This is a genomic window from Polynucleobacter campilacus, assembly GCF_002206625.1.
In the GTDB taxonomy this organism is placed as follows: domain Bacteria; phylum Pseudomonadota; class Gammaproteobacteria; order Burkholderiales; family Burkholderiaceae; genus Polynucleobacter; species Polynucleobacter campilacus.
The window spans coordinates 132,767-154,583 of record NZ_NGUP01000001.1 but is presented as its reverse complement, the minus strand read 5'-3'; the positions used below and the strand labels follow the sequence as shown (position 1 = coordinate 154,583).

The following is a 21,817-nucleotide window of genomic DNA, read 5'->3' as shown; positions in this document are numbered from 1 at the left end:
TTTATACGGCTGGATGTTTTTCTTTGTAATCTGCAACCGCAGCTTTAATAGCATCTTCCGCCAAGATAGAGCAGTGAATCTTTACAGGTGGCAAAGCTAACTCTTGCGCAATCAGAGAGTTCTTAATCTCTAAAGCTTGATCCAAAGTCTTACCCTTTACCCACTCAGTAACCAATGAGGAGGAGGCAATCGCTGAGCCGCAGCCATAGGTCTTGAACTTGGCATCTTCGATCACACCCTGATCATTTACACGGATTTGTAATTTCATCACGTCGCCACAAGCAGGCGCGCCAACCATTCCGGTACCAACACTATCATCGCCCTTTTCAAAAGAGCCAACATTTCTTGGATTTTCGTAATGGTCAATCACTTTATCGCTATAAGCCATGGTATTCCCTCGTTATTTCTTTATTTAATTATTATTTAGTGTGCTGCCCATTGAATCGTACTTAAGTCGACTCCGTCTTTAAACATTTCCCATAATGGTGAAAGCTCACGCAACTTCGCAATCTTTTCTTTCACTAACTTGATGGTGAAATCTACTTCCTCTTCGGTTGTAAAGCGACCGAGAGTAAAACGAATAGAACTATGCGCTAATTCATCATTGCGTCCCAAAGCGCGTAATACATAAGATGGCTCAAGAGATGCGGAAGTACAAGCTGAGCCAGATGAGATGGCCAAGTCTTTTAAAGCCATCAACATCGATTCGCCTTCAACATAGTTAAAGCTGATATTGAGGTTATGAGGAACACGGTGGTCCATATCACCATTGACATAAACCTCTTCAATATCTTTCAGGCCAGCCAACAGACGATCACGCAACGCACGAATACGCTTATTTCCTTCAGCCATCTCGATACGAGCAATGCGGAAGGCCTCACCCATACCCACAATTTGATGGACAGCTAAGGTTCCAGAGCGCATACCACGCTCATGGCCACCACCATGAATCTGAGCTTCAATACGAATACGGGGCTTACGACGCACAAACAATGCGCCAATGCCTTTAGGACCATAAGTCTTGTGAGCAGAAAAACTCATCAAGTCAACCTTGGTCTTCTCTAAGTCGATTTCAACTTTACCAGTTGCTTGTGCAGCATCTACGTGAAGAATCACTCCACGTGAACGGCATAACTCACCAATAGCTGGAATGTCTTGCACCACACCGATTTCATTATTGACATACATCACTGAAGTCAAAATCGTGCCAGGCTTCATGGCAGTCTCTAGCTGTGCAAAGTCAATCAAACCGCTTGGCAATACATCCAAATAAGTCACTTCATAACCTTCACGCTCTAGCTCACGACAAGTATCTAAGGTTGCCTTGTGCTCAGTCTTTACAGTAATGATGTGATTGCCACGATCTTTATAGAAATGCGCAGCACCTTTTAATGCGAGGTTGATACTTTCAGTTGCACCACTAGTAAACACAATCTCTCGTGGATCAGCATGAACTAATTGTGCAACTTCTGAACGCGCCCACTCAACCGCTTCTTCAGCAGCCCAACCATAAGCATGACTGCGGGAGGCAGCATTACCAAATTGCTCACGCAAGTAGGGCAACATTTTATCGACCACCCGTGGATCAATCGGGGTTGTAGCCGAGTAATCCATATATACCGGAAAGTGCTTAGGACTAAACATCGGTACAGGTTGCTTTGGAAGGTCTTGCGGTGCGTTCATGATTTGCTTATAAATGAATAACTACTATTAACTTTGACGCGCCCAATTAAATACTGAATTAATTAATGGTGCTTTAGGTGCAACTTCTTTCTTGGCTGCCAGTGCTGGTGCTGTCTTTTCAGCTTTTGCACTTTCAACTTTGACTTTCTTCTGGCGCATATCCTGAATCACGACTCCGCGCCCTTCTTGTTGCTGAACCAAGTTACGTAAACTAACCGAGCTTAAGTACTCAACCATTTTGAGATTGAGGTTGCTCCAAAGATCATGGGTCATACAATGGCCATGTTCATCTTCGTCGCTATGACAGTTGCCTTTACCACCGCATTGGGTCGCATCTAATGGCTCATCGACAGCAACAATGATGTCTGCAACGCTAATGGCATCTGCACTGCGTGCGAGGGTGTATCCACCTCCAGGGCCGCGAGTGCTCTCGACGATATTGAAGCGGCGTAATTTGCCGAACAATTGCTCTAGATAGGAAAGGGAAATCTTTTGTCTTTGGCTAATTCCAGCCAAAGTTACAGGTCCATGCGCTTCACGCAGGGCTAAATCGATCATTGCGGTTACTGCAAAACGGCCTTTAGTTGTAAGTCTCATATTTCACCTTGGTAATGGATTGTTTATGGACAGCTCATGGTCAGGCGGGTAATACCCGACCAATCCACTCAACTTTACCATAATCCCTATCAAATTGCTCGGGAATTATCCTAAAAAACCTCAAGGTAAGTCAGGAATTAGCGGATTGAGTCTTTAAACCGAATCTCGGGACCTGGCCCCAAAAGCCATTTCCTTCACCTTGGTCAGGCGGTCCCGGGTGCTGGCGGCCTTCTCAAATTCCAGATTCTTGGCTTCAGCGTTCATTTGCTTCTCCAGACGCTTGATTTCCACTGCCAGATCCTTCTCACTCATATCTTCATAGCGCGCCCGTTCCTGCTCAGTCTGCATCTCCTCGCGCTTCTCTTTAACGTCATAGACCCCATCAATAATGTCCTTAATCCGCTTTTGGACCCCCTTAGGCTCAATTCCATGGAGCTTATTAAAGGCAATTTGCTTGGTACGGCGTCTTTCGGTTTCGCCCATCGCCCTACGCATAGAGTCAGTCACCCTATCGGCATACAAAATGGCTTTGCCTCGAATGTTTCGTGCGGCGCGTCCAATCGTCTGAATCAAACTGCGTTCAGAGCGTAAGAAGCCTTCTTTATCAGCATCCAAAATAGCCACCAGAGAAACCTCTGGAATATCCAAACCCTCGCGCAATAAGTTAATGCCCACTAAAACATCGAAGACCCCTAAACGCAAGTCCCGCAAAATTTCAACTCGTTCAACGGTGTCAATGTCTGAGTGAACATATCGCACCTTCACACCATTGTCAGACAAATAGTCTGTTAATTGTTCTGCCATACGCTTTGTAAGTACAGTTACCAATACCCGCTCATGCACTTTGACGCGCTCATGAATCTGATCTAGTAAATTATCAACTTGAGTGCTTGCAGGTAATACTTCAATTTCTGGATCAACTAATCCAGTGGGTCTAGCCACTTGCTCGACTACCTTACCTTGGTGGGTATTTTCATAATCAGCTGGTGTCGCAGAAACAAAAATGGTTTGACGCATCTTGGTTTCAAACTCAGTAAATTTAAGTGGCCGGTTATCCATTGCTGAAGGCAAGCGAAAACCAAATTCCACCAAAGTATGTTTGCGCGATTTATCGCCGTTATACATGGCATTCAGTTGCCCAATAAGGACATGGCTCTCATCCAAGAACATCAAGGCATCATTCGGCAGATAGTCCACTAAGGTTGGCGGTGCCTCGCCTGGAGAGGCCCCAGAAAGATGGCGAGAGTAGTTCTCAATGCCTTTGCAAAAACCCAATTCATTGAGCATCTCTAAATCAAACCGGGTGCGCTGCTCTAGGCGTTGCGCCTCAACCAGTTTTCCATCTTTGACAAACTCATCTAAGCGAGTACGCAACTCCGTCTTAATTGTTTCAATCGCTTTGAGTACCGTTTCGCGTGGTGTTACATAGTGTGAACTTGGGTAGACCGTAAAACGCGGAATCTTTTGACGGATCTTCCCAGTGAGTGGATCAAAAAATTGTAAGCTCTCCACCACATCATCAAACAATTCAACGCGTACCGCTAACTCATTATGTTCGGCCGGAAAAATATCAATCGTGTCGCCACGCACTCTAAATACACCGCGCTTGAAATCCGTCTCGTTACGATCGTATTGCATCGCAATTAGTCTCATTAAAATATCGCGTTGACTCATCTTATCGCCAGGACGCAATGTCATCACCATACTGTGATAGTCACCGGGATTACCAATGCCATAAATTGCAGAAACAGTTGCAACGATAATGACATCACGTCGCTCTAACAAACTCTTAGTTGCAGACAGTCGCATCTGCTCAATGTGCTCATTAATGGATGAGTCTTTTTCAATAAAGAGATCGCGCTGAGGAACATAAGCCTCAGGTTGGTAATAGTCGTAATAACTTACAAAGTACTCAACCGCATTTTTGGGAAAAAACTCTCTAAATTCACTATAGAGCTGAGCAGCCAAGGTCTTGTTTGGCGCAAAAATAATGGCTGGACGCCCCGTTCTGGCGATCACATTGGCCATAGTGAAGGTCTTTCCGGAGCCCGTAACCCCGAGAAGGGTCTGAAAAGTGAGCCCATCCTCAATACCCTCGACTAAGCCTTCAATCGCCCCTGGTTGATCACCAGCAGGGCTAAAGGGCTGATAAAGCTGATAGGGAGAGCCTGGAAAGCTAACAAATTTGGCAGGATCCAGATCATGGCCAGCCTCGCCCAATGGGTCAGCAACTGGTTTTTGGGCATCTTCTTTAGCTGGGGAATTGGACGACGTTTTGGGCGGCTTAGGGGGCATCTCAGCTATCATTTGATCTGTGAGTTTTCTTCACAGCGAATTTTGTACAAACAATGATTTTGCCGTTTTTATTTGGAAATAGTTAATTCTGGCCTCTAAAACCATTAATTAAGCCAAATTGAATGGCAATTAATAGCGAAGCAACCTTTAAACCATCATTTTCGAACGCCAATGACCCTTTTTGCCTCCGTCCAATTAGCCCCCAAAGATCCTATTTTTGGTCTCACAGAAGCCTACGTTGCAGATCAACGTGCTGACAAAGTTAACCTGGGAGTTGGCGTGTATTACACCGATGAAGGTAAGGTACCCCTTCTTAAAGCGGTGATCAAGGCTGAAGAAGCGATCGTTGCTAAACATTCTCCACGCAGCTACATTCCAATTGAAGGCCCAAACCCCTACAACAGCGCGGTGCAAAATTTATTGTTTGGCGCTGACTCGACGCTGATCAAAGATGGCCGCGTTGTGACTGCGGAATGTTTGGGCGGCACTGGTGCATTACGTGTTGGCGCTGACTTTATTAAGCGTCTTAATTTAAACGCGCCCTGCGCTATCAGCAATCCAACCTGGGAAAACCACCGCGGTATTTTTGAATCCGCGGGCTTTGAAGTTGTGGAATACGCCTACTTCGATGGCAAAACTCGGGGTGTTGATTTTGATGGCATGGTGAAATCTCTAGAGTCCTTCCCAAAGAACACTACTGTTCTTTTGCATGCCTGCTGTCATAACCCAACTGGCGCTGACATTACTGAAGCGCAATGGCATCAAGTGATCGACATCTGCAAAAACAAGAGTTTGATTCCCTTCTTGGATATGGCTTACCAAGGCTTTGCATCTGGCATTGAACAAGATGGTATTGCGGTTCGCCTCTTTGCTCAGTCTGGTATGTCCTTCTTCGTATCGAGCTCTTTCTCCAAGTCATTTTCACTTTATGGTGAGCGTGTCGGTGCTCTGTCCATCGTGACGCAAAGTAAAGATGAGTCTACTCGCGTACTCTCACAATTGAAGCGTGTGATTCGCACCAACTATTCAAATCCCCCAACTCACGGCGGTGCCATTGTTTCTGCTGTTTTAAATTCCCCTGAACTACGCAAGCTTTGGGAAGATGAGTTAGCAGAAATGCGTGACCGTATTAAAGCAATGCGTCATGGCCTCGTTGAAAAACTGGCTGCTGCTGGTGTGAAACAAGATTTTGCTTTTATCGAACAGCAACGTGGAATGTTTTCTTACTCAGGCTTAACGGCTGAGCAAGTTGAACGCCTACAGAAAGAAGATGGTATTTATGCCCTCTCCACTGGACGCATTTGTGTTGCGGCGCTCAATACCAAAAATATTGATAAAGTAGCCAAAGCAATCGCCCGCGTATTAGGATAACAAGCGGATATACAGAATTACAGGAGCTAAAATGTTATATCAGTTACACGAGTTCCAAACAGCTTTACTTCAACCCCTCAGCTCATGGGCGCGGGCAGCCTCAGAGGCATTTATCAATGCCTCCAATCCAGCATCGATGGTTCCAGGATCTGAGCGTTTAGCTGCTAGTTACGAACTTCTTTATCGCCTAGGTAAAAACTACAAAAAACCAGAATTTGGTATTCGGGCAGTACAAGCACATGGTCAAGAAGTAGCCATCCATGAAAGAACGATCGTTGCAAAACCTTTTTGCAATCTAGTTCGCTTCAAACGCTTTTCGGATGATGTAGAAACCATCAAGAGCCTCAAGGATGATCCGGTTGTATTGGTAGTAGCTCCGATGTCTGGCCATCATGCTACCTTGTTGCGCGATACCGTTCGTACGCTATTACAAGATCATAAGGTTTACATTACCGACTGGATTGATGCACGTAACGTTCCAATTGAAGATGGTGAATTTGGTCTAGATGACTATGTTCACTACATCCAAGAGTTTATTCGTGCGATTGGTGCGAAAGATTTGCATGTTGTATCAGTTTGTCAGCCTACCGTTCCAACCTTAGGTGCCATTTCTCTGATGGCTTCTGCTGGTGAAGAAACTCCTGCATCCATGATTATGATGGGCGGCCCAATTGATGCCCGCAAATCACCGACTGCTGTAAATAATCTGGCTGAACACAAGTCTTTTGATTGGTTCGAAAGCCACGTCATCTACAAAGTGCCGCCAAATTACCCAGGGGCTGGTCGCAAGGTATATCCAGGCTTCTTGCAACACACCGGCTTTATTGCTATGAACCCACAAAACCATATGCAATCGCATTGGGACTACTTCCAAAATCTGGTACGTGGTGATGAACAAGATACCGATGCGCATATTCGTTTCTATGACGAGTACAACGCCGTATTAGATTTAGATGCCAAGTTTTACTTAGATACCATCAAGACCGTTTTCCAAGATTACGCTTTACCTAACGGCACTTGGGAAGTGGCTGGTGATTTAGTGAAGCCCCAAGATATTAAAAAGACTGCACTGCTGACTATCGAGGGTGAGCTTGATGATATCTCTGGAAGTGGGCAAACCCGCTCGGCACATAACTTGTGTGTTGGTATTCCAAAAGAACATAAAGCGCACTACGAAGTTGCTGGTGCAGGGCACTACGGCATCTTTGCTGGTCGTCGTTGGCGTGACAAGGTTTATCCAAAGATTAAATCTTTCATTCTCGAGCATCAAGTTGCGCAGAAAAGAACTAAAGCAAGGCCTCCTAAATTAGAAGGCTCTAACTAAGCATCAATCAGTGGGGGCCAAGGCCCTCACTTTTTTTAACCCACGATCTCGCAATGACAACCAACCAAGCGAACGAACTTGCTGATCGCTTAGAGGATGCACTTCCTCAAACACAATGTACTAAATGCGGTTATCCCGATTGCCGAGGCTATGCAGAAGCGATGGCCAGTGGTGAGGCTTTACCCAATCGTTGTCCACCAGGAGGCGTCGATGGAATTGCGCGCCTAAGCAAAATACTCATTCCAATTTATCCACAAGATGCTTTTGAGCTGCATCCCACAATAGATCCTGAGTGCGGTAAAGAGCGTCCCAGACCAGTAGCCTTCATCGATCCACAGAAATGTATTGGCTGCACTCTATGCATACAAGCTTGTCCAGTCGATGCGATTGTGGGCGCTTCAAAGCAAATGCATGTAGTTTTAACGCAGTGGTGTACGGGTTGCGATCTTTGTATTCCTCCCTGCCCCGTCGATTGCATCAGCATGATTGATGTCACAGGCAATCAAATGGGCTGGGATGCCTGGTCGCCAGACTTGGCAGATATTTCACGTCAGCGTTATCACGAGCGAGATCAACGTCTTCACAGAGAGCAAAAAGATAATGATGAGCGTTTAGCCAAAAAAGCGGCGGCCAAATTAATAGCAGTGAATGCGGATAACCCAACATCAGATGAGCAAAAGAAAGAGCAAGAGCGTAAACGCGCCATTATTGCTGCTGCCATTGCACGTGCCCAGCAACAAAAATGATGAATCCTGAAAAACGGCGCGCCTTCTTTGAGCAACTCAAGGCCAATAATCCGAAGCCGACAACTGAACTTGAGTACAACTCACCATTTGAGCTTCTCATTGCAGTATTGCTTTCAGCGCAAGCAACTGATGTATCAGTCAATAAAGGTACACGCAAACTCTTTAAGATAGCCAACACACCAAAAGCACTTTTAGATCTGGGTGAAGAAGGGGTGAAGCCATTTATTCAGCACATTGGATTATTTAACTCCAAGGGTAGACATATTCAAGAGACTTGTCGCCTCTTGCTAGAAAAACATCAAGGCCAAGTTCCAAAAATTCGTGAAGAACTTGAGGCTTTGCCAGGAGTTGGTAGAAAAACTGCCAACGTGATTCTCAATACTGCCTTTGGGCAGCCTACTATTGCTGTTGATACACATATCTTTAGAGTCTCTAATCGCACTGGTTTAGCGCCCGGTAAGGATGTGGTTAAAGTGGAAGAGCAACTTCTCAAACGTGTACCTAAAGAGTATTTACTAGACGCACATCATTGGCTTATCCTGCATGGTAGATACACTTGCAAGGCACGCAATCCAGATTGTGCCCAATGTATTGTTGAGCCCTTATGTGGCTTTAAACAAAAAACTGGCAAAGGGAAAGTTCGTGGCAATATTTAATCCAACTCGAGAAGAAGTACGTCGCTTTTTCTGCGATACCTGGAAAAAGAAAACCGATGGCCACATCCTAGATTCGATGGAAACACTTGCGAGTGATTGGATGGTAGACCACCCTGAGTATCACACCCTGTTGGCAGATCCTGAAGGTGCTTTAGCTCAAGACTACACACCAGAACGTGGAGAAACCAATCCTTTCTTGCACCTCTCAATGCATCTATCGATTAGTGAGCAGATCTTGATTAATCAACCCCCTGGAATTAAAGAGGTAGCAGAAAAGCTGATCAAGAAAGCGGGCTCTGAGCACGAGGCTCAGCACCTCATGATGGAATGCTTAGGACAGGTAATGTGGGAAGCGCAGCGTGAAGGTGGACAACTTAACCCCGATCAATATCTCGAGGCATTAAAAAAACTAGTTTAGTTTTGAAACGCGCATTACCTTGCTGCCAATAATGAATTTCTCAACCTCAGGACAAAGCAGGCCATCCTTGTAAGGTAATGGGACATACTCATATTGAGTGCCAGCTAGCACTTTCCAGCGCGAACCGTCATACAAAGAAAAGATATCGCCTGGATTTCCATAAAGCATCAGCGGTTCTTTGATGGAAACCTGATAGCAAGTAATAGATTTCTCTTTACTTGATTGGGCATTTACAACAGAACAGCAGATCAAGGTTGAGAAGACGAAAAATAGTGTCTTTAAAAAACAAAGGGGGGTCATTTCTGAGGGGCTGAACATAGCAAATCAGAACAGTCTTGTAGCCACTCAAGGGCTAGCTTAGTTGGTATCACATACTTTCGCCTGCCATCCTCTTTTGAAGTCTCGGCCTTAATCAACTTTTTGGTGATTAAATTACTCATCACTGAATGCAAGGTAGCCTGAGAAGCAATCTCATTTAATAAGATTAAATCGAGGACTGAAAAGCTCACTTTTTCAGCATGGGCTGACAAAACCGACTCAAGCACCAATACCTCTTTCTGGTCGGCAAGCTTATAGCGCTTATTAATACGCCGAAGGGAAGCAGCAAAGTGTAGAAATTTGAAGGGGGCTGAAGGCATAGCCCAATCGTATTCGCTTCAAAGCCAATAGCCTAACTATTTAAAATATGACTTTTATATTGAAAATCCATAGTTATTTTAAAAATTAATATTTTAGTAAGTACAACGTGAAGGTTAACCCTCAATCCCGAGGGCTATATTGAAGTTTTAAAGGGTGGTTTAGATATTAAGTCGCATTAGATCGGCTCAAATAAATGTGTCTTTTGACCATCTTCTGTTTCTTGAAAAACCACTTTCACTTTTTGCCCAATACGAATTGAATCAAAATCGCAATTCGTTAAATGAGTCAGCATAGAAATACCCTCTTGCAGGCGGACATAAGCCATAGCAAATGGCACAGCCACTCCACGCCTCATGACGGTATAAGAATAAATTTCTCCATGGCCATTAGACTTAACCCAAGTCGTATCATCACTGCCGCAATGTGGGCAAATAGTACGTGGGTAGTAATGTGCTTCTTTACAACTATTGCAATACTTGAGCAAGAGTTGATTCTCCTGAGCGGCCGCTAAAAAATCTATATTTTCAGGATTACTAATGGGGCTTGGTAAGCGATGCTCTTTATTGTCTGGATTAACTTGGCTCATCACAGTCTCCCTAAAATTAATACTGCTGCGCCGTGACGTGTGCCAAGGGCCCCACCAATACCAGAGGCTAGCGCAAACTCTAGATTAGGAACCTGAACTGCTGGGTGGGCTTCTCCGCGCAACTGTCTTACTGCCTCAATCACCTTGGTCATGCCCCCGCGGTTGGCTGGATGGTTATTACATAAACCTCCGCCATCGGTATTAAAAGCAAGCTTGCCTTTGCCAGAAATTAATTGGCCACCTTCAACAAACTTGCCGCCCTCACCTTTTTTACAGAATCCGAGATCCTCTAACTGGATGAGTACCGTAATAGTAAAGCTGTCATAAATAGATGCATAGCGAATTTGCTCAGGTGTTAACTTGGCTTCCTTAAATGCAAGAGGAGCAGCCCAAGCTAAACCAGAATAGGTCAGGTCAACTTTGCCGCCCATCTGACCCTTAGTAGTTTCGCCCGCACCCATCATCGTAACGACGGGCTTTTTTAAAGTCTTAGCAATATCAGGATGCACTACTACCAGTGCCCCACCGCTATCAGTTACCACGCAACAATCTGCACGGTGTAATGGATCAGCAATCATTGGAGAATTCAAGACATCTTCAACAGTTAAAACATCCTTTAAGGCAGCATTCGGATTGTGTTGCGCATGATGTGAGGCGGCTACCTTAATCCAAGCAAGCTGTTCGCTAGTGGTACCAAACTCATACATATGGCGCATTGCGCACATCGCATACGTATTTAAAGGTGCTGGTGAGTATGGCTTTTCAAATGCAAAGTCGGGAGCGCTAGCCCACTGGCTACGAACCTGTGTACCACTAGAGCCCTCAGACTTTGGGCGCCCTGCCAAGGTGATTAAGGCTACCTTACATTGCCCCGCTGCAATAGCACGTGCTGCATGATTAACATGGGTTAGATAGGAAGAGCCACCGGTATCAGTGGAGTCCAAGTATTTTAATTTCTTGAGGCCCAAATAGTCTGCCATTGATACCGGGCCCATACCTGGCGCATCACCTGCACAAAAATACCCATCTACATCATCTAAAGTAAGTCCAGCATCTAATAAAGCGCCTCGTGCTACTTCAGCATGCAACTGAGCAACTGTGTGATCTGGAGCTACACGCAATGGGTGCTCATATATTCCAGCGATACAGGCATTGGATGCAAACGACATGAATATTCCTTTAGTAAATTCTTTGATTCAGCAACTAGTCTAATCAACTGTAATTTGTGACTGCGCAATCAGCTTACGCCACTTTTCCATTTCACTTTTAATGAAAATAGAAAATTGTTCGGGACTTCCTGGCATTGGGTCAGCACCCTGTGCAATCAGCTTATCCTTAAATTTAGGATCAGCCAAAATACTTTGCAGCTCTTTATTCAAGCGACTACGTATGCCTATTGGTAAATTTGCTGGTGCCACTAATCCATACCAGGTTGCCATGTCGTAACCAGGCAAGCCAGATTCTGCGATAGTGGGAACATCGGGCGCTGCAGCTGAACGCTTTGCACTCGTTATAGCTAAACCCCTTAAATTGCCAGCTTTTACTTGCGGCACCGCGCTTGGTAGATTCGGAAAGCTCATATCAACTTGACCCGAAATCACATCAGGCATAGCGCTACCGGTTCCTTTGTATGGCACATGGATCATGTCAATTTTTGCCATTTTTTCAAACAATACTGCCGAGAGATGAACCGATGTTCCACTACCGCTAGAAGCAAAAGTGAGCCTTCCAGGGTTACTTTTTGCTGCAGCGATAACCTCAGCCACAGACTTATAGGGTGAGTTCATAGGAACTACCAACATATTTGGCGCTGAAAATACGCTACCAATAGCAGTGAAATCTTTGATTGGATCGTAAGGAAGATTTTTATACAGCGATGCATTCACAGCATGGCCAATCGACGGGAAATACAAGGTATATCCATCCGGCGCTGAGCGAGCTACAAGTTCTGCAGCAATATTGCCATTAGCCCCTGCTTTATTAAGGACAATGACAGGCTGCCCAAGTCGAGTGGATAAGCCCTCTGCTAAAGCGCGCCCTACTGTATCTGCTGAACCGCCAGGAGAAAACCCAACAATCAATTGAATGGGTTTATTGGGATAGGCAGGTGCAATATCAGCAGCATGGGTAGAGCCCAAGCCAATCCAAAATAACAGTGCTAAGAAAAAATGGTTGAGTTTCAGTTTGGAGTGCACATTATTTCCTAAGCCTATGCATTGGCACTTTGCTGAGCTCTTGTAAGTCTTCAAAGCTCAGTCCATCTACCCAATCAATTGCCACTAAACCTTCAGGCGTTACTGCAATGGTTGCTAAGTCGGTATAAATACAATCTACTGCTGCTAGGGCGGTTAAGGGGTAAGTGCATTCTTGAACTAATTTAGATTCTCCAGACTTCGTGAGATGTTCCATCATGACAAATAACTTCTGAGCACCTAAAGCAAGATCCATGGCACCGCCCACTGCAGGAATGGCCTTAGGGTCACCAGTGCGCCAGTTAGCGATATCGCCCTTGATAGAAACCTGAAAGGCACCCAATACGCAAATATCGATATGTCCGCCACGAATCATGACGAAAGAATCCGCATGATGACATAGTGAAGCTCCGGGAAGCATCGTGACTGGCTGTTTACCAGCATTCACCAACTCTTGGTCAATCTCATGCTCTTTCGCTAATGGGCCCATGCCCAGCAAACCATTTTCGGAGTGCAGGAGAATTTCTTTATCCGAAGGAAGGAAATTAGAAATGGTCATTGGTTGACCGATACCTAAGTTCACATGAGCACCATCGGGTATATCTTGAACAATGCGCTTAGCAATTTGCGCTGTCGTACGCTTTTGTACTTTAGAGAGATCAATCATGATTTATCTCCAACACGCACAACGCGTTTTACGAAAATGCCAGGGGTCACAATATTTTCTGGATCTAATGCACCCAAGTCTACAATCTGATTGACTTGGGCAATAGTACAGCGAGCGGCAGTCGCCATAATTGGTCCAAAGTTCCGTCCGGTTCGATGGTAAGTCAGATTACCCCAACGATCACCCTTATCAGCTTTGATCAATGCGTAATCTGCTTTGATCGCTGTTTCTAAAATATGATTTACTCCATTAATGACGCGAGTATCTTTACCATTGGCTAATTCCGTACCAAAACCCGTCGGCGTGTAAAAGCCTCCAATACCTGCGCCGCCAGCACGAATACGCTCTGCTAGAGTGCCTTGTGGGACCAACTCTAATTCAATCTTGCCAGCACGGTAGAGTTCATCAAAAGCTCCAGACTCAGGTTGCCGTGGAAAAGAACAAACCATTTTCTTGACTTGACCAGCGCCAATGAGCTTTGCAATACCAACACCAGAATTTCCAGCATTATTGCTCACAATAGTGAGGTTCTTGGCACCCTGCTTTGCTAACGCGTCTAATAAGTAAATCGGTAAGCCCGCGCCACCAAAACCAGAAACTAAAATGGTTGAGCCATCACTAATATCCTGCATAGCCTGCGCCACGCTAGGAATAATCTTGTCTATCACTACCCGTCTCCATCTTTTTTATTGTGGGTGCTACTTTCAGCTTTTTACTGATTTAGTAGTAATTTAATGCATTTGAGAAATTGCAGAGCGAATTGCGGCAGGCAACTGCTTAGCAAGAGCGCTTCTAGCCTCTAGAGAAGATTTCGTCGTCTCTTGAGTCCGCACTGACCATGCAGACCCTGGGAAAAAAGCATCGTCTTTATATCTGGGTATGACATGCCAATGAATATGGGGAACCATATTACCCAATGCAGCAATGTTAACCTTATCGGGATGCATGACATGGCGTACTACCTCTTCCACGACAAATACGAGCGCCATGAGGTGCTCGCGCTCACCATAGGTCAAATCAGTCATCTCTGCTATATGACGATTCCAAATCACTCTACAAAAACCAGGTAGGTCAGGATCATTGACGAGAATCACACGACAGTCATCACCTCGCCAAATCAGCTGCCCCTCTTCAGGCTTGAGTTCGTCTTTACACAGTACGCAATTGCTCATGGCAAGAATGTATACGAAAACGGCATCTAAGTCACCCTTGTGGGGTAATTTAGATGCCGCGGCAGTAATGAGTGCTACTGCTAATACAAACTACTTAGGGATCTAGTAGGAGTTAGTGGAACTGCTCTTCCTCAGTAGAGCCAGTCAATGCGGTTACGGAAGACTTGCCACCCTGAATGACGGTGGTGACATCATCAAAGTAACCGGTACCAACTTCTTGCTGATGTGAAACGAAAGTGTAACCACGATCACGAGCAGCAAATTCTGGCTCCTGCACTTTCTCGATATAGGCAGTCATACCGCGCTGCATATAGTCTTGTGCTAAATCAAACATGTTGTACCACATGGAATGAATACCAGCGAGGGTGATGAATTGATATTTGTAACCCATAGCACCTAGCTCACGTTGAAACTTTGCAATCGTTGCATCATCCAAGTTTTTCTTCCAATTGAACGATGGTGAGCAGTTATATGCCAACATCTTGCCTGGGAATTTCGCACGAATGGCTTCAGCAAATTTCCGAGCAAAATCAAGGTCAGGCGTACCTGTCTCACACCACACCATATCAGCGTAAGCGGCGTATGCTAAACCACGTGAGATTGCTTGATCCAAGCCCTTGCGTGTTTTATAGAACCCCTCTGGAGTCCGCTCGCCAGTCAAGAATGGCTTGTCGTTTTCATCATAGTCAGACGTTAATAAGTCAGCAGCTTCAGCATCAGTACGCGCCAAGATAATGGTTGAAACACCCATAACATCAGCGGCCAAACGAGCAGAGATCAGTTTCTGAACAGATTCGGCGGTTGGCAACAATACCTTGCCACCTAAGTGGCCACACTTTTTTACTGAAGACAATTGATCTTCGAAGTGAACACCGGCCGCGCCCTGCTTGATCAATGCCTTACTTAATTCAAATGCATTCAATACGCCACCAAAACCGGCTTCGGCGTCTGCAACGATGGGTGCAAAGTACTCGATATAACCTGCGTCACCCTTATTAATTCCTTTGGCTGTTTGAATTTCATCAGCGCGCTGGAAAGAATTATTAATACGTTCAACCATCTTTGGAACGGAATCTACTGGATATAAAGATTGGTCTGGGTACATAGCAGCATAAGAATTGCCATCGGCAGCAACCTGCCAACCAGATAGGTAGATTGCTTGAATACCCGCTTTCACTTGTTGCATTGCTTGACCACCAGTCAAGGCACCTAAGCAATTCACGTAAGCTTCGTTATTGACTAATTGCCATAAACGCTCGGCACCATGCTTAGCTAAGGTGTGCTCAATCTTAAGTGAGCCGCGCAGACGGACAACATCTTCTGCCGTGTAGCCGCGGGTAATACCTTTCCAACGTGGATTGGTGTCCCAATCTTTTTGGAGTGCTGCGATTTCTGCTTTGCGATCTGCCATGTTTTTCTCCCTAAGTTAAACAAGTAATTCCAATATAGAGACATTTGACTCTTATGTCTTATATAAGAGTTTAGACAGTTCAACAAAGTAAGCAAGGGATATTGCAGGGTTTTATAAAAATATTTAGTTATTTAAAAACAATCACTTAAATGACTATTTTTATAATGCGGAATGATGACTCACTTACCAAGATGCAATTGATTGCAACTGATCGGACCACATTTTACGCAGTGTAATGATATTTCGCATTATGAAATACATCACTAAGCGCAATTACGCTTCATTTTTAGAACAACAAAGAAATGGGTTTAGACGTATTCAGCTACTTCAACTAAGTTTCCGTCTGGATCACGCAAATATACCGAGCGTATCGGACCAAGCGCACCACGACGCGGGACAGGGCCTACATCGATTGGGATTTCATTCTTATTAAGGTGCTCAATAAATTCATCCAAAGGAACCGAGGCAATCAAACAGAAATCGCCAGATCCAATAGTTGGTACCCTTGCTTTTGTGGGAGTCTCTGTATCTCGGTCTTGTAAATTAATCTTGAGATGGCCAAAACGCAATGCATAGCGTGGCTGCCCCTCAGGCCCCTTGAAAAATTCTCTTTCAAAGCCAAATACTTTTTCGTAATACTGAGTAGTCACCTCAATATCAGTCACCGTTAAAACAATATGATCAATTCGATCAATTAACTGCTTCATTTAATGTCTCCATTATTTTAATTTTTAAAGTTTACTTGACGCAATCGATTACGAATCAAATACTGGCCTTTTTGACGCCAGTGGAAACCTTAAATACGGTTGGAATAATCATTAATTGGAATAGCACAATGCCTAAGAAGAGAGCCTTTGGCAAGCCCGCATCCATAAAGAGGCCGAAAATAAAAGGGCCAACTGCGGCACCCAAATCAATCCCTGAATACACAATTCCATATACGCGCCCTGCTACACCTTTAGGAGTTACTGTCTTGACCAAAAGATCTCGGGAAGGAGCAACAAGCCCATAACCAAATCCTAAGCCAATGAATAAAAAGGGAATAAGACCAACTGGAATGAACCCCGTACCCAGTAATAAGCTCATTACTATCGTTACAGACAAGCAAGAAGTCACAATAAGCTCTGGCGCCTGTAGTTTTGCAGCAAGATAGCCGCCAAATAAAACACCTGCCGCACTGCCTAAGGCTAATAAGGTGATGTAATAACTTCCGACATCCAAAGGCACTTCATAAATATTAAATAATGCGCTTGGCGCAAATGATTGCAAGCTCGATGTAGATGCCATGCTGAAGAAAAAGAAAATCCAACATAACCATACGGCAGTTAATTTTAGAAACGCAAATGGACTCTCTTGAGTAAACCCAGGATTAGATGCATGGTTGCTTGCATGGGTGTTCTCATGTCGCTCCTGAACGTTGTCCAGGAGGTAATTTTTATTTAGCCAAAGTATCACTAAGATAGAGACCTCTAAAAAAGCAGCGGCTAAGAAGGCAATACGCCAATCTGTCAACTGTGCAATCCCAACCATAAACGCTGGTGCGGCTGCCCAACCCAAGTAGCCAGTTACTCCATGCATTGAATATGCATATGGGAGATTAGGTGGCGATACCTTGTGATTGATGAGCGTGTAATCAACCGGATGGAAGATACCATTACCGCAACCAGCAATAACCGCTCCCGCTAATAACATTGCATAGCCATTACTTTGGGAATACACAAGGGCTGCAAGCACAAATAAGCCTATGCCACCAAACAAAACTGGTCTTGCTCCAATTCGGTCCACCAAGAATCCAGAGGCAGCCTGCGCAATACATGAAACTACAAAGAAGACTGACATGAGCAAACCAAGCTCTGCATAACTTAAAGCAAAAGCATCCTTCAGCCATGGAAACATCGGCGGAAGAATCAAATGAAAGAAGTGGGAGCTGCCGTGCGCCAGGCTGATCAGACCAATAACCCGGACATCACTGGCGCGCCTACTGGTTAGGGCAACAGTCATGTACCGAGTTTACTGGCGTAGGAGGATTTCTGCTGAAATACTTAGTGAACCTGACGTGTGAAGCTAAAGTCGCCCTTTTTATCAACATCCACAGGCACTACATCCCTAGGTCCGAACTTACCTTCTAAGATCATCTTAGAAACGGGGTTCTCGATGAACTGCTGAATAGCCCGCTTGAGTGGTCTTGCTCCATAGATAGGATCAAAGCCAACCTCAGCAATCTTATTCAAGGCAGCATCACTGACCTCGAGCTGCATATCCACTTTTGCCAAACGATCTGACAAGTTTTTGAGCAAGATCTTAGCGATATTAGCAATATTGCCTTTATCCAAGCCATGGAAGACCACAATCTCATCAATGCGGTTCAAGAACTCTGGACGGAAATGACTCTTAAGCTCTTCAAACACAGCCTCCTTAATCTCTAACTGCTTCTTGCCAGTCATCGACTGAATGAGATGGGAGCCAATATTGCTAGTCATCACAATCACGGTGTTCTTAAAGTCTACAGTGCGACCTTGACCATCCGTTAAACGACCATCATCCAATACTTGTAGGAGTACGTTAAAGACATCAGGGTGCGCTTTTTCAATCTCGTCAAAGAGAATCACACTATAAGGATGTCGACGGACTTGCTCAGTCAAATAGCCGCCCTCTTCGTAGCCCACATAGCCTGGAGGCGCACCAATCAAACGCGCAACACTGTGTTTCTCCATGAATTCACTCATGTCAATGCGAATAAGATGCTCTTCACTATCAAATAAGAATCCTGCTAAAGCTTTGCAGAGTTCTGTCTTACCAACACCAGTAGGTCCTAAAAACAAGAAAGATCCATAAGGACGATTCTCTTCAGATAAGCCGGCACGGGAGCGACGGATCGCATCTGATACTGCGCGAATCGCTTCTTCCTGACCAACCACACGCTTATGTAAAAGCTCTTCCATCTTGAGTAACTTATCGCGCTCGCCCTGCATCATCTTCGATACCGGAATACCAGTAGCGCGAGACACCACTTCAGCAATTTCTTCAGCACCTACTTGAGTCCGCAAAAGTTTGTTCTTCACAATACCATTCTTATCGCCTTTAGCTTCAGCGGCAGCGGCAGACTTAAGTTTGGCTTCCAGCTCTGGCAATTTTCCATATTGCAATTCAGCAACCTGTTCTAACTTACCTTCGCGTTGTAGCCTAGTGATATCACCGCGAACTTTTTCGATCTCTTCTTTTAGATGGGCGGCACCCAAAACAGCACCCTTTTCTGCTTTCCAGATTTCCTCTAAGTCAGCGTACTCAGCACCGAGGCGCTTAATTTCATCCTCAATGAGGCCCAGACGCTTTTGAGAAGCTTCATCTTTTTCTTTCTTGACTGCTTCACGTTCAATCTTGAGTTGAATCAGGCGACGCTCTAATTTATCCATCACCTCTGGTTTGGAATCGATCTCCATCCGAATGCGTGAACCCGCCTCGTCAATTAAGTCGATAGCCTTATCTGGCAGAAAACGGTCTGTAATATAGCGATGCGACAACTCTGCAGCAGCCACAATGGCTGGATCAGTAATCTCAATACCATGATGAAGCTCATAACGCTCTTGTAAACCACGCAAGATCGCAATCGTTGCTTCCACGCTAGGTTCTTCAACCATGACTTTTTGGAAACGACGCTCTAGTGCAGCATCTTTTTCAATGTACTTCCGGTACTCATCTAAAGTTGTTGCGCCGATACAATGCAATTCACCACGAGCTAATGCAGGCTTGAGCATATTGCCAGCATCCATTGCGCCATCACCTTTACCAGCACCAACCATCGTATGGATCTCATCAATAAAGATGATGGTTTGACCTTCGTCTTTGGCAACATCACTCAGAACAGCTTTTAAACGCTCCTCAAACTCACCGCGATACTTGGCGCCCGCTAACAACAAGGCCATATCCAAAACGAGGACGCGCTTGTTCTTAAGGGTTTCAGGAACTTCTCCATTAACAATACGTTGCGCTAAGCCCTCGACAATTGCAGTCTTACCAACACCAGGCTCCCCAATCAGAACCGGATTATTCTTACCGCGACGCTGCAAGATCTGAATGGTGCGACGAATCTCATCATCACGACCAATCACAGGATCTAACTTACCCATCCGGGCACGCTCGGTTAAATCGATGGTGTATTTCTTGAGGGCCTCGCGTTGACCTTCAGCATCTGCACTATTCACTGATTCTCCTCCGCGTACTAAATCAATAGCCGCCTCTAATGATTTACGATTTAATCCATTTTCACGAGCTACTTTGCCAAGCTCGCCTTTGTCATCGGCCACCACTAACAAAAACAACTCGCCAGCAATAAACTGGTCATTACGCTTGTTAGCTTCTTTTTCACAAAGGTTAAGCCAGTTGCTTAAATCACGGCCTACTTGCACTTCACCACTAGTGCCCTGCACCTCAGGCAAATTCGCAATGATCTTCTCTGCGCCCTTTTCAAGACCTGAAATATTTACCCCGGCACGGGTTAACAAACTCTTGGCAGCCCCATCAGAATCACGCAACATTGCCAGCAACACGTGGGCTGGCTCAATATATTGATTATCTTTGGCTAAAGCGATACTTTGGGCCTCACTTAAAGCCTCTTGAAATTTAGTGGTTAACTTATCTATTCTCATTTTTGCACTCCATATATCTATCTATAAAATATAAGGACATTCACGATAATTTCAAGCCTATAACCCACTTTTATCCCTCATTTATCTTATTTTGACCTGGCTTGTTTACCTTCTCGAATGTGCTGATGGCACTTACTATGCCGGCATCACTAACCGCCTAGAACATCGTCTGGAAGCCCATAATTTAGGGCAAGGTGCACGCTATACAAGATCTCGTAGACCAGTTGTCCTTTTAGCGACTCAAGAGCACCCCGATCGATCAGAGGCGTCCAAAGCCGAGGCAAAGTTAAAGCAATTGCCTAGATCTCAGAAGCTAGGGTTTTTTATTAATCAAGAGTAATATTTGCAGACCTTACCAGCGCACCCCATTTAATCTTATCGTCCGCCAAAAGTTTATCCATCTGCAACGCTGCAGAGGGTTCCGATAAGGGTATGCCCCGCTGAGCAATTTCAACACGAAATTGTGGGTCACTAAGAATATCAATAAACGCATTTTTAAGAGTATTGACTATAGCTGCAGGTGTACCAGCAGGAACTAGAACTCCTGTAAAAGCAGTGACATCAAAATTCCTTAGCTCTGCAATTCCCTGTGATGCAAGTGGCTTTTGAGCTGGAGATAGAGGATCTGGGGCTCGAGAGCTAATCCCAAACGACTTTAGTCTTCCAGACTTAACCAGCTCTCCGCCAGTTGTCACAGCATCAAACATTAAAGTCACTTGCCCTCCAATGACATCTGTTTCAGCCTGTGTCGCCGCCTTGTATGGCACATGCACTAAATCTAGACCCAACTCTTTCTTAAAGAGTTCCATACACATATGGGAGTAGCTACCATTGCCATTCGTGCCATAACTATACTTCCCTGGATTTTTTTTTCAGGTATGCAATTAACTCTGGCAGCGTCTTCGGTGGCAAACTTGGACTACTCACCAGCATTAGGCCAATGCTATTTAAGACTGCCACAGGCGTTAATTCACTTTCAACTTTATAAGAAACATTTTTATCAGCTATAGGATTGATAGTTAAGGGTGATGAAGTCGTAATGAGAATCGTATATCCATCGGCAGGTGCCTTGGTAACATAAGAAACGCCAATGGTTCCGCCTGCTCCAACACGATTTTCAATAATTAAAGGTTGCTTTAATCGCTGGCTTAATCTGTCAGAAAAAATTCTTGCCAGTACATCTGCGCTGCTTCCGGGTCCAAAGGGGATGATTGCCTTGATTGGCTTATTGGGATATTGATCTGCGCTATTTTGAGCGCCGGCCGCGATCGAGAAAGTGACCATCAAAAAAGCTATGAAGAATCTAAACATATACGTTTCCTTTGTTGACTTCTCTTGAATGAACCATTACCTCATCGGGTAAATACTCATCATATGGTTTACATTTAAATGTATATTAATCAGGTTATACAAC

General features: G+C 44.8%; 24 protein-coding genes. 6 read left to right on the top strand and 18 right to left on the bottom strand.

Going from position 1 to position 21,817, the window contains the following annotated elements; translation table 11 throughout:
* Position 1 precedes the first annotated feature (1 nt).
* The 4 genes from iscU to uvrB all read right to left on the bottom strand — a co-directional run bounded on the left by iscU (position 2) and on the right by uvrB (position 4,587).
* Positions 2 to 388: a Fe-S cluster assembly scaffold IscU gene (iscU, locus tag CBI31_RS00825; RefSeq protein ID WP_088524534.1), complete on the bottom strand. Its 387-nt coding sequence runs from the start codon at positions 386 to 388 to the stop codon at positions 2 to 4.
* A 35-nt stretch (positions 389 to 423) separates the two neighbouring features.
* Positions 424 to 1,683 carry an IscS subfamily cysteine desulfurase gene (locus CBI31_RS00820; protein WP_088524533.1) on the bottom strand — a complete coding sequence of 420 codons (1,260 nt, stop codon included), beginning with the start codon at positions 1,681 to 1,683 and terminating at the stop codon, positions 424 to 426.
* Positions 1,684 to 1,710: 27 nt separating this feature from the next.
* Complete coding sequence (locus tag CBI31_RS00815) at positions 1,711 to 2,280, bottom strand: Fe-S cluster assembly transcription factor (protein ID WP_088524532.1); 570 nt, start codon at positions 2,278 to 2,280, stop codon at positions 1,711 to 1,713.
* 153 nt (positions 2,281 to 2,433) lie between these two features.
* Positions 2,434 to 4,587 (bottom strand): excinuclease ABC subunit UvrB, encoded by a 2,154-nt coding sequence (gene uvrB / locus CBI31_RS00810; RefSeq protein ID WP_240553619.1) that lies wholly within the window; start codon positions 4,585 to 4,587, stop codon positions 2,434 to 2,436.
* Between the two features lie 159 nt (positions 4,588 to 4,746).
* Here uvrB and CBI31_RS00805 point away from each other — a divergent pair, with 159 nt between their 5' ends.
* Genes CBI31_RS00805 through CBI31_RS00785 form a run of 5 tightly spaced genes read left to right on the top strand, consistent with a single transcriptional unit; the run spans position 4,747 to position 9,090 of the window.
* Entirely contained in the window at positions 4,747 to 5,946 is a 1,200-nt protein-coding gene (locus CBI31_RS00805; RefSeq protein WP_088524531.1) for an amino acid aminotransferase, read from the top strand.
* Between the two features lie 31 nt (positions 5,947 to 5,977).
* Positions 5,978 to 7,270 carry a polyhydroxyalkanoate depolymerase gene (locus CBI31_RS00800; RefSeq protein WP_088524530.1) on the top strand — a complete coding sequence of 431 codons (1,293 nt, stop codon included), beginning with the start codon at positions 5,978 to 5,980 and terminating at the stop codon, positions 7,268 to 7,270.
* A gap of 2 nt (positions 7,271 to 7,272) precedes the next feature.
* Positions 7,273 to 8,016 (top strand): electron transport complex subunit RsxB, encoded by a 744-nt coding sequence (gene rsxB / locus CBI31_RS00795; RefSeq protein WP_276207119.1) that lies wholly within the window; start codon positions 7,273 to 7,275, stop codon positions 8,014 to 8,016.
* Positions 8,016 to 8,672 carry an endonuclease III gene (gene nth / locus CBI31_RS00790; RefSeq protein ID WP_088524923.1) on the top strand — a complete coding sequence of 219 codons (657 nt, stop codon included), beginning with the start codon at positions 8,016 to 8,018 and terminating at the stop codon, positions 8,670 to 8,672. Before rsxB ends, nth begins: the two co-directional genes overlap by 1 nt.
* Complete coding sequence (locus CBI31_RS00785; protein ID WP_088524924.1) at positions 8,665 to 9,090, top strand: DUF1841 family protein; 426 nt, start codon at positions 8,665 to 8,667, stop codon at positions 9,088 to 9,090. The genes nth and CBI31_RS00785 overlap by 8 nt, the downstream gene beginning before the upstream one ends.
* Here CBI31_RS00785 and CBI31_RS10290 read toward each other — a convergent pair.
* The 12 genes from CBI31_RS10290 to clpB form a co-directional block, all read right to left on the bottom strand.
* Positions 9,082 to 9,258 carry a hypothetical protein gene (locus CBI31_RS10290; protein WP_161491169.1) on the bottom strand — a complete coding sequence of 59 codons (177 nt, stop codon included), beginning with the start codon at positions 9,256 to 9,258 and terminating at the stop codon, positions 9,082 to 9,084. The two genes, CBI31_RS00785 and CBI31_RS10290, sit on opposite strands and share 9 nt — an antisense overlap.
* 128 nt (positions 9,259 to 9,386) lie before the next feature.
* Positions 9,387 to 9,728: a hypothetical protein gene (locus CBI31_RS00775; protein ID WP_088524527.1), complete on the bottom strand. Its 342-nt coding sequence runs from the start codon at positions 9,726 to 9,728 to the stop codon at positions 9,387 to 9,389.
* A 176-nt stretch (positions 9,729 to 9,904) separates the two neighbouring features.
* The gene (locus tag CBI31_RS00770) at positions 9,905 to 10,315 is read right to left on the bottom strand and encodes a Zn-ribbon domain-containing OB-fold protein (protein ID WP_088524526.1); all 411 of its coding nucleotides are present in this window, start codon (positions 10,313 to 10,315) and stop codon (positions 9,905 to 9,907) included.
* Complete coding sequence (locus CBI31_RS00765; RefSeq protein ID WP_071464787.1) at positions 10,315 to 11,484, bottom strand: thiolase domain-containing protein; 1,170 nt, start codon at positions 11,482 to 11,484, stop codon at positions 10,315 to 10,317. The genes CBI31_RS00770 and CBI31_RS00765 overlap by 1 nt, the downstream gene beginning before the upstream one ends.
* 39 nt (positions 11,485 to 11,523) lie before the next feature.
* Positions 11,524 to 12,510 (bottom strand): tripartite tricarboxylate transporter substrate binding protein, encoded by a 987-nt coding sequence (locus CBI31_RS00760; protein ID WP_161491168.1) that lies wholly within the window; start codon positions 12,508 to 12,510, stop codon positions 11,524 to 11,526.
* 1 nt (position 12,511) lies between these two features.
* Positions 12,512 to 13,174, bottom strand: coding sequence for a 3-oxoacid CoA-transferase subunit B (locus tag CBI31_RS00755; RefSeq protein WP_088524524.1), 663 nt, complete (start codon positions 13,172 to 13,174; stop codon positions 12,512 to 12,514).
* The gene (locus CBI31_RS00750; protein ID WP_088524523.1) at positions 13,171 to 13,842 is read right to left on the bottom strand and encodes a 3-oxoacid CoA-transferase subunit A; all 672 of its coding nucleotides are present in this window, start codon (positions 13,840 to 13,842) and stop codon (positions 13,171 to 13,173) included. Before CBI31_RS00750 ends, CBI31_RS00755 begins: the two co-directional genes overlap by 4 nt.
* Before the next feature lie 63 nt (positions 13,843 to 13,905).
* The gene (locus CBI31_RS00745) at positions 13,906 to 14,346 is read right to left on the bottom strand and encodes an HIT family protein (protein ID WP_088524522.1); all 441 of its coding nucleotides are present in this window, start codon (positions 14,344 to 14,346) and stop codon (positions 13,906 to 13,908) included.
* 112 nt (positions 14,347 to 14,458) lie between these two features.
* On the bottom strand, positions 14,459 to 15,757 hold the full coding sequence (gene aceA, locus CBI31_RS00740) for an isocitrate lyase (RefSeq protein ID WP_088524521.1): 1,299 nt from the start codon (positions 15,755 to 15,757) through the stop codon (positions 14,459 to 14,461).
* A gap of 308 nt (positions 15,758 to 16,065) precedes the next feature.
* A complete protein-coding gene (locus CBI31_RS00735; RefSeq protein ID WP_088524520.1) occupies positions 16,066 to 16,464 on the bottom strand; it encodes a VOC family protein in 399 nt (132 codons plus the stop codon).
* A 55-nt stretch (positions 16,465 to 16,519) separates the two neighbouring features.
* Positions 16,520 to 17,758, bottom strand: a complete 1,239-nt coding sequence (locus CBI31_RS00730) for an MFS transporter (RefSeq protein ID WP_088524519.1) — start codon at positions 17,756 to 17,758, stop codon at positions 16,520 to 16,522.
* 41 nt (positions 17,759 to 17,799) lie between these two features.
* Entirely contained in the window at positions 17,800 to 20,403 is a 2,604-nt protein-coding gene (gene clpB / locus CBI31_RS00725; RefSeq protein WP_088524518.1) for an ATP-dependent chaperone ClpB, read from the bottom strand.
* Positions 20,404 to 20,494: 91 nt separating this feature from the next.
* Here clpB and CBI31_RS00720 point away from each other — a divergent pair, with 91 nt between their 5' ends.
* A complete protein-coding gene (locus tag CBI31_RS00720; RefSeq protein ID WP_088524517.1) occupies positions 20,495 to 20,743 on the top strand; it encodes a GIY-YIG nuclease family protein in 249 nt (82 codons plus the stop codon).
* On the opposite strand, the gene CBI31_RS10555 is transcribed toward CBI31_RS00720, so the two are convergent.
* Together CBI31_RS10555 and CBI31_RS10550 are read right to left on the bottom strand one after the other, a co-directional pair.
* On the bottom strand, positions 20,730 to 21,218 hold the full coding sequence (locus tag CBI31_RS10555; protein WP_088524516.1) for a Bug family tripartite tricarboxylate transporter substrate binding protein: 489 nt from the start codon (positions 21,216 to 21,218) through the stop codon (positions 20,730 to 20,732). The genes CBI31_RS00720 and CBI31_RS10555 overlap by 14 nt on opposite strands.
* Positions 21,219 to 21,252: 34 nt before the next feature.
* Positions 21,253 to 21,714, bottom strand: coding sequence for a Bug family tripartite tricarboxylate transporter substrate binding protein (locus tag CBI31_RS10550; RefSeq protein WP_088524515.1), 462 nt, complete (start codon positions 21,712 to 21,714; stop codon positions 21,253 to 21,255).
* Between the last annotated feature and the right edge of the window lie 103 nt (positions 21,715 to 21,817).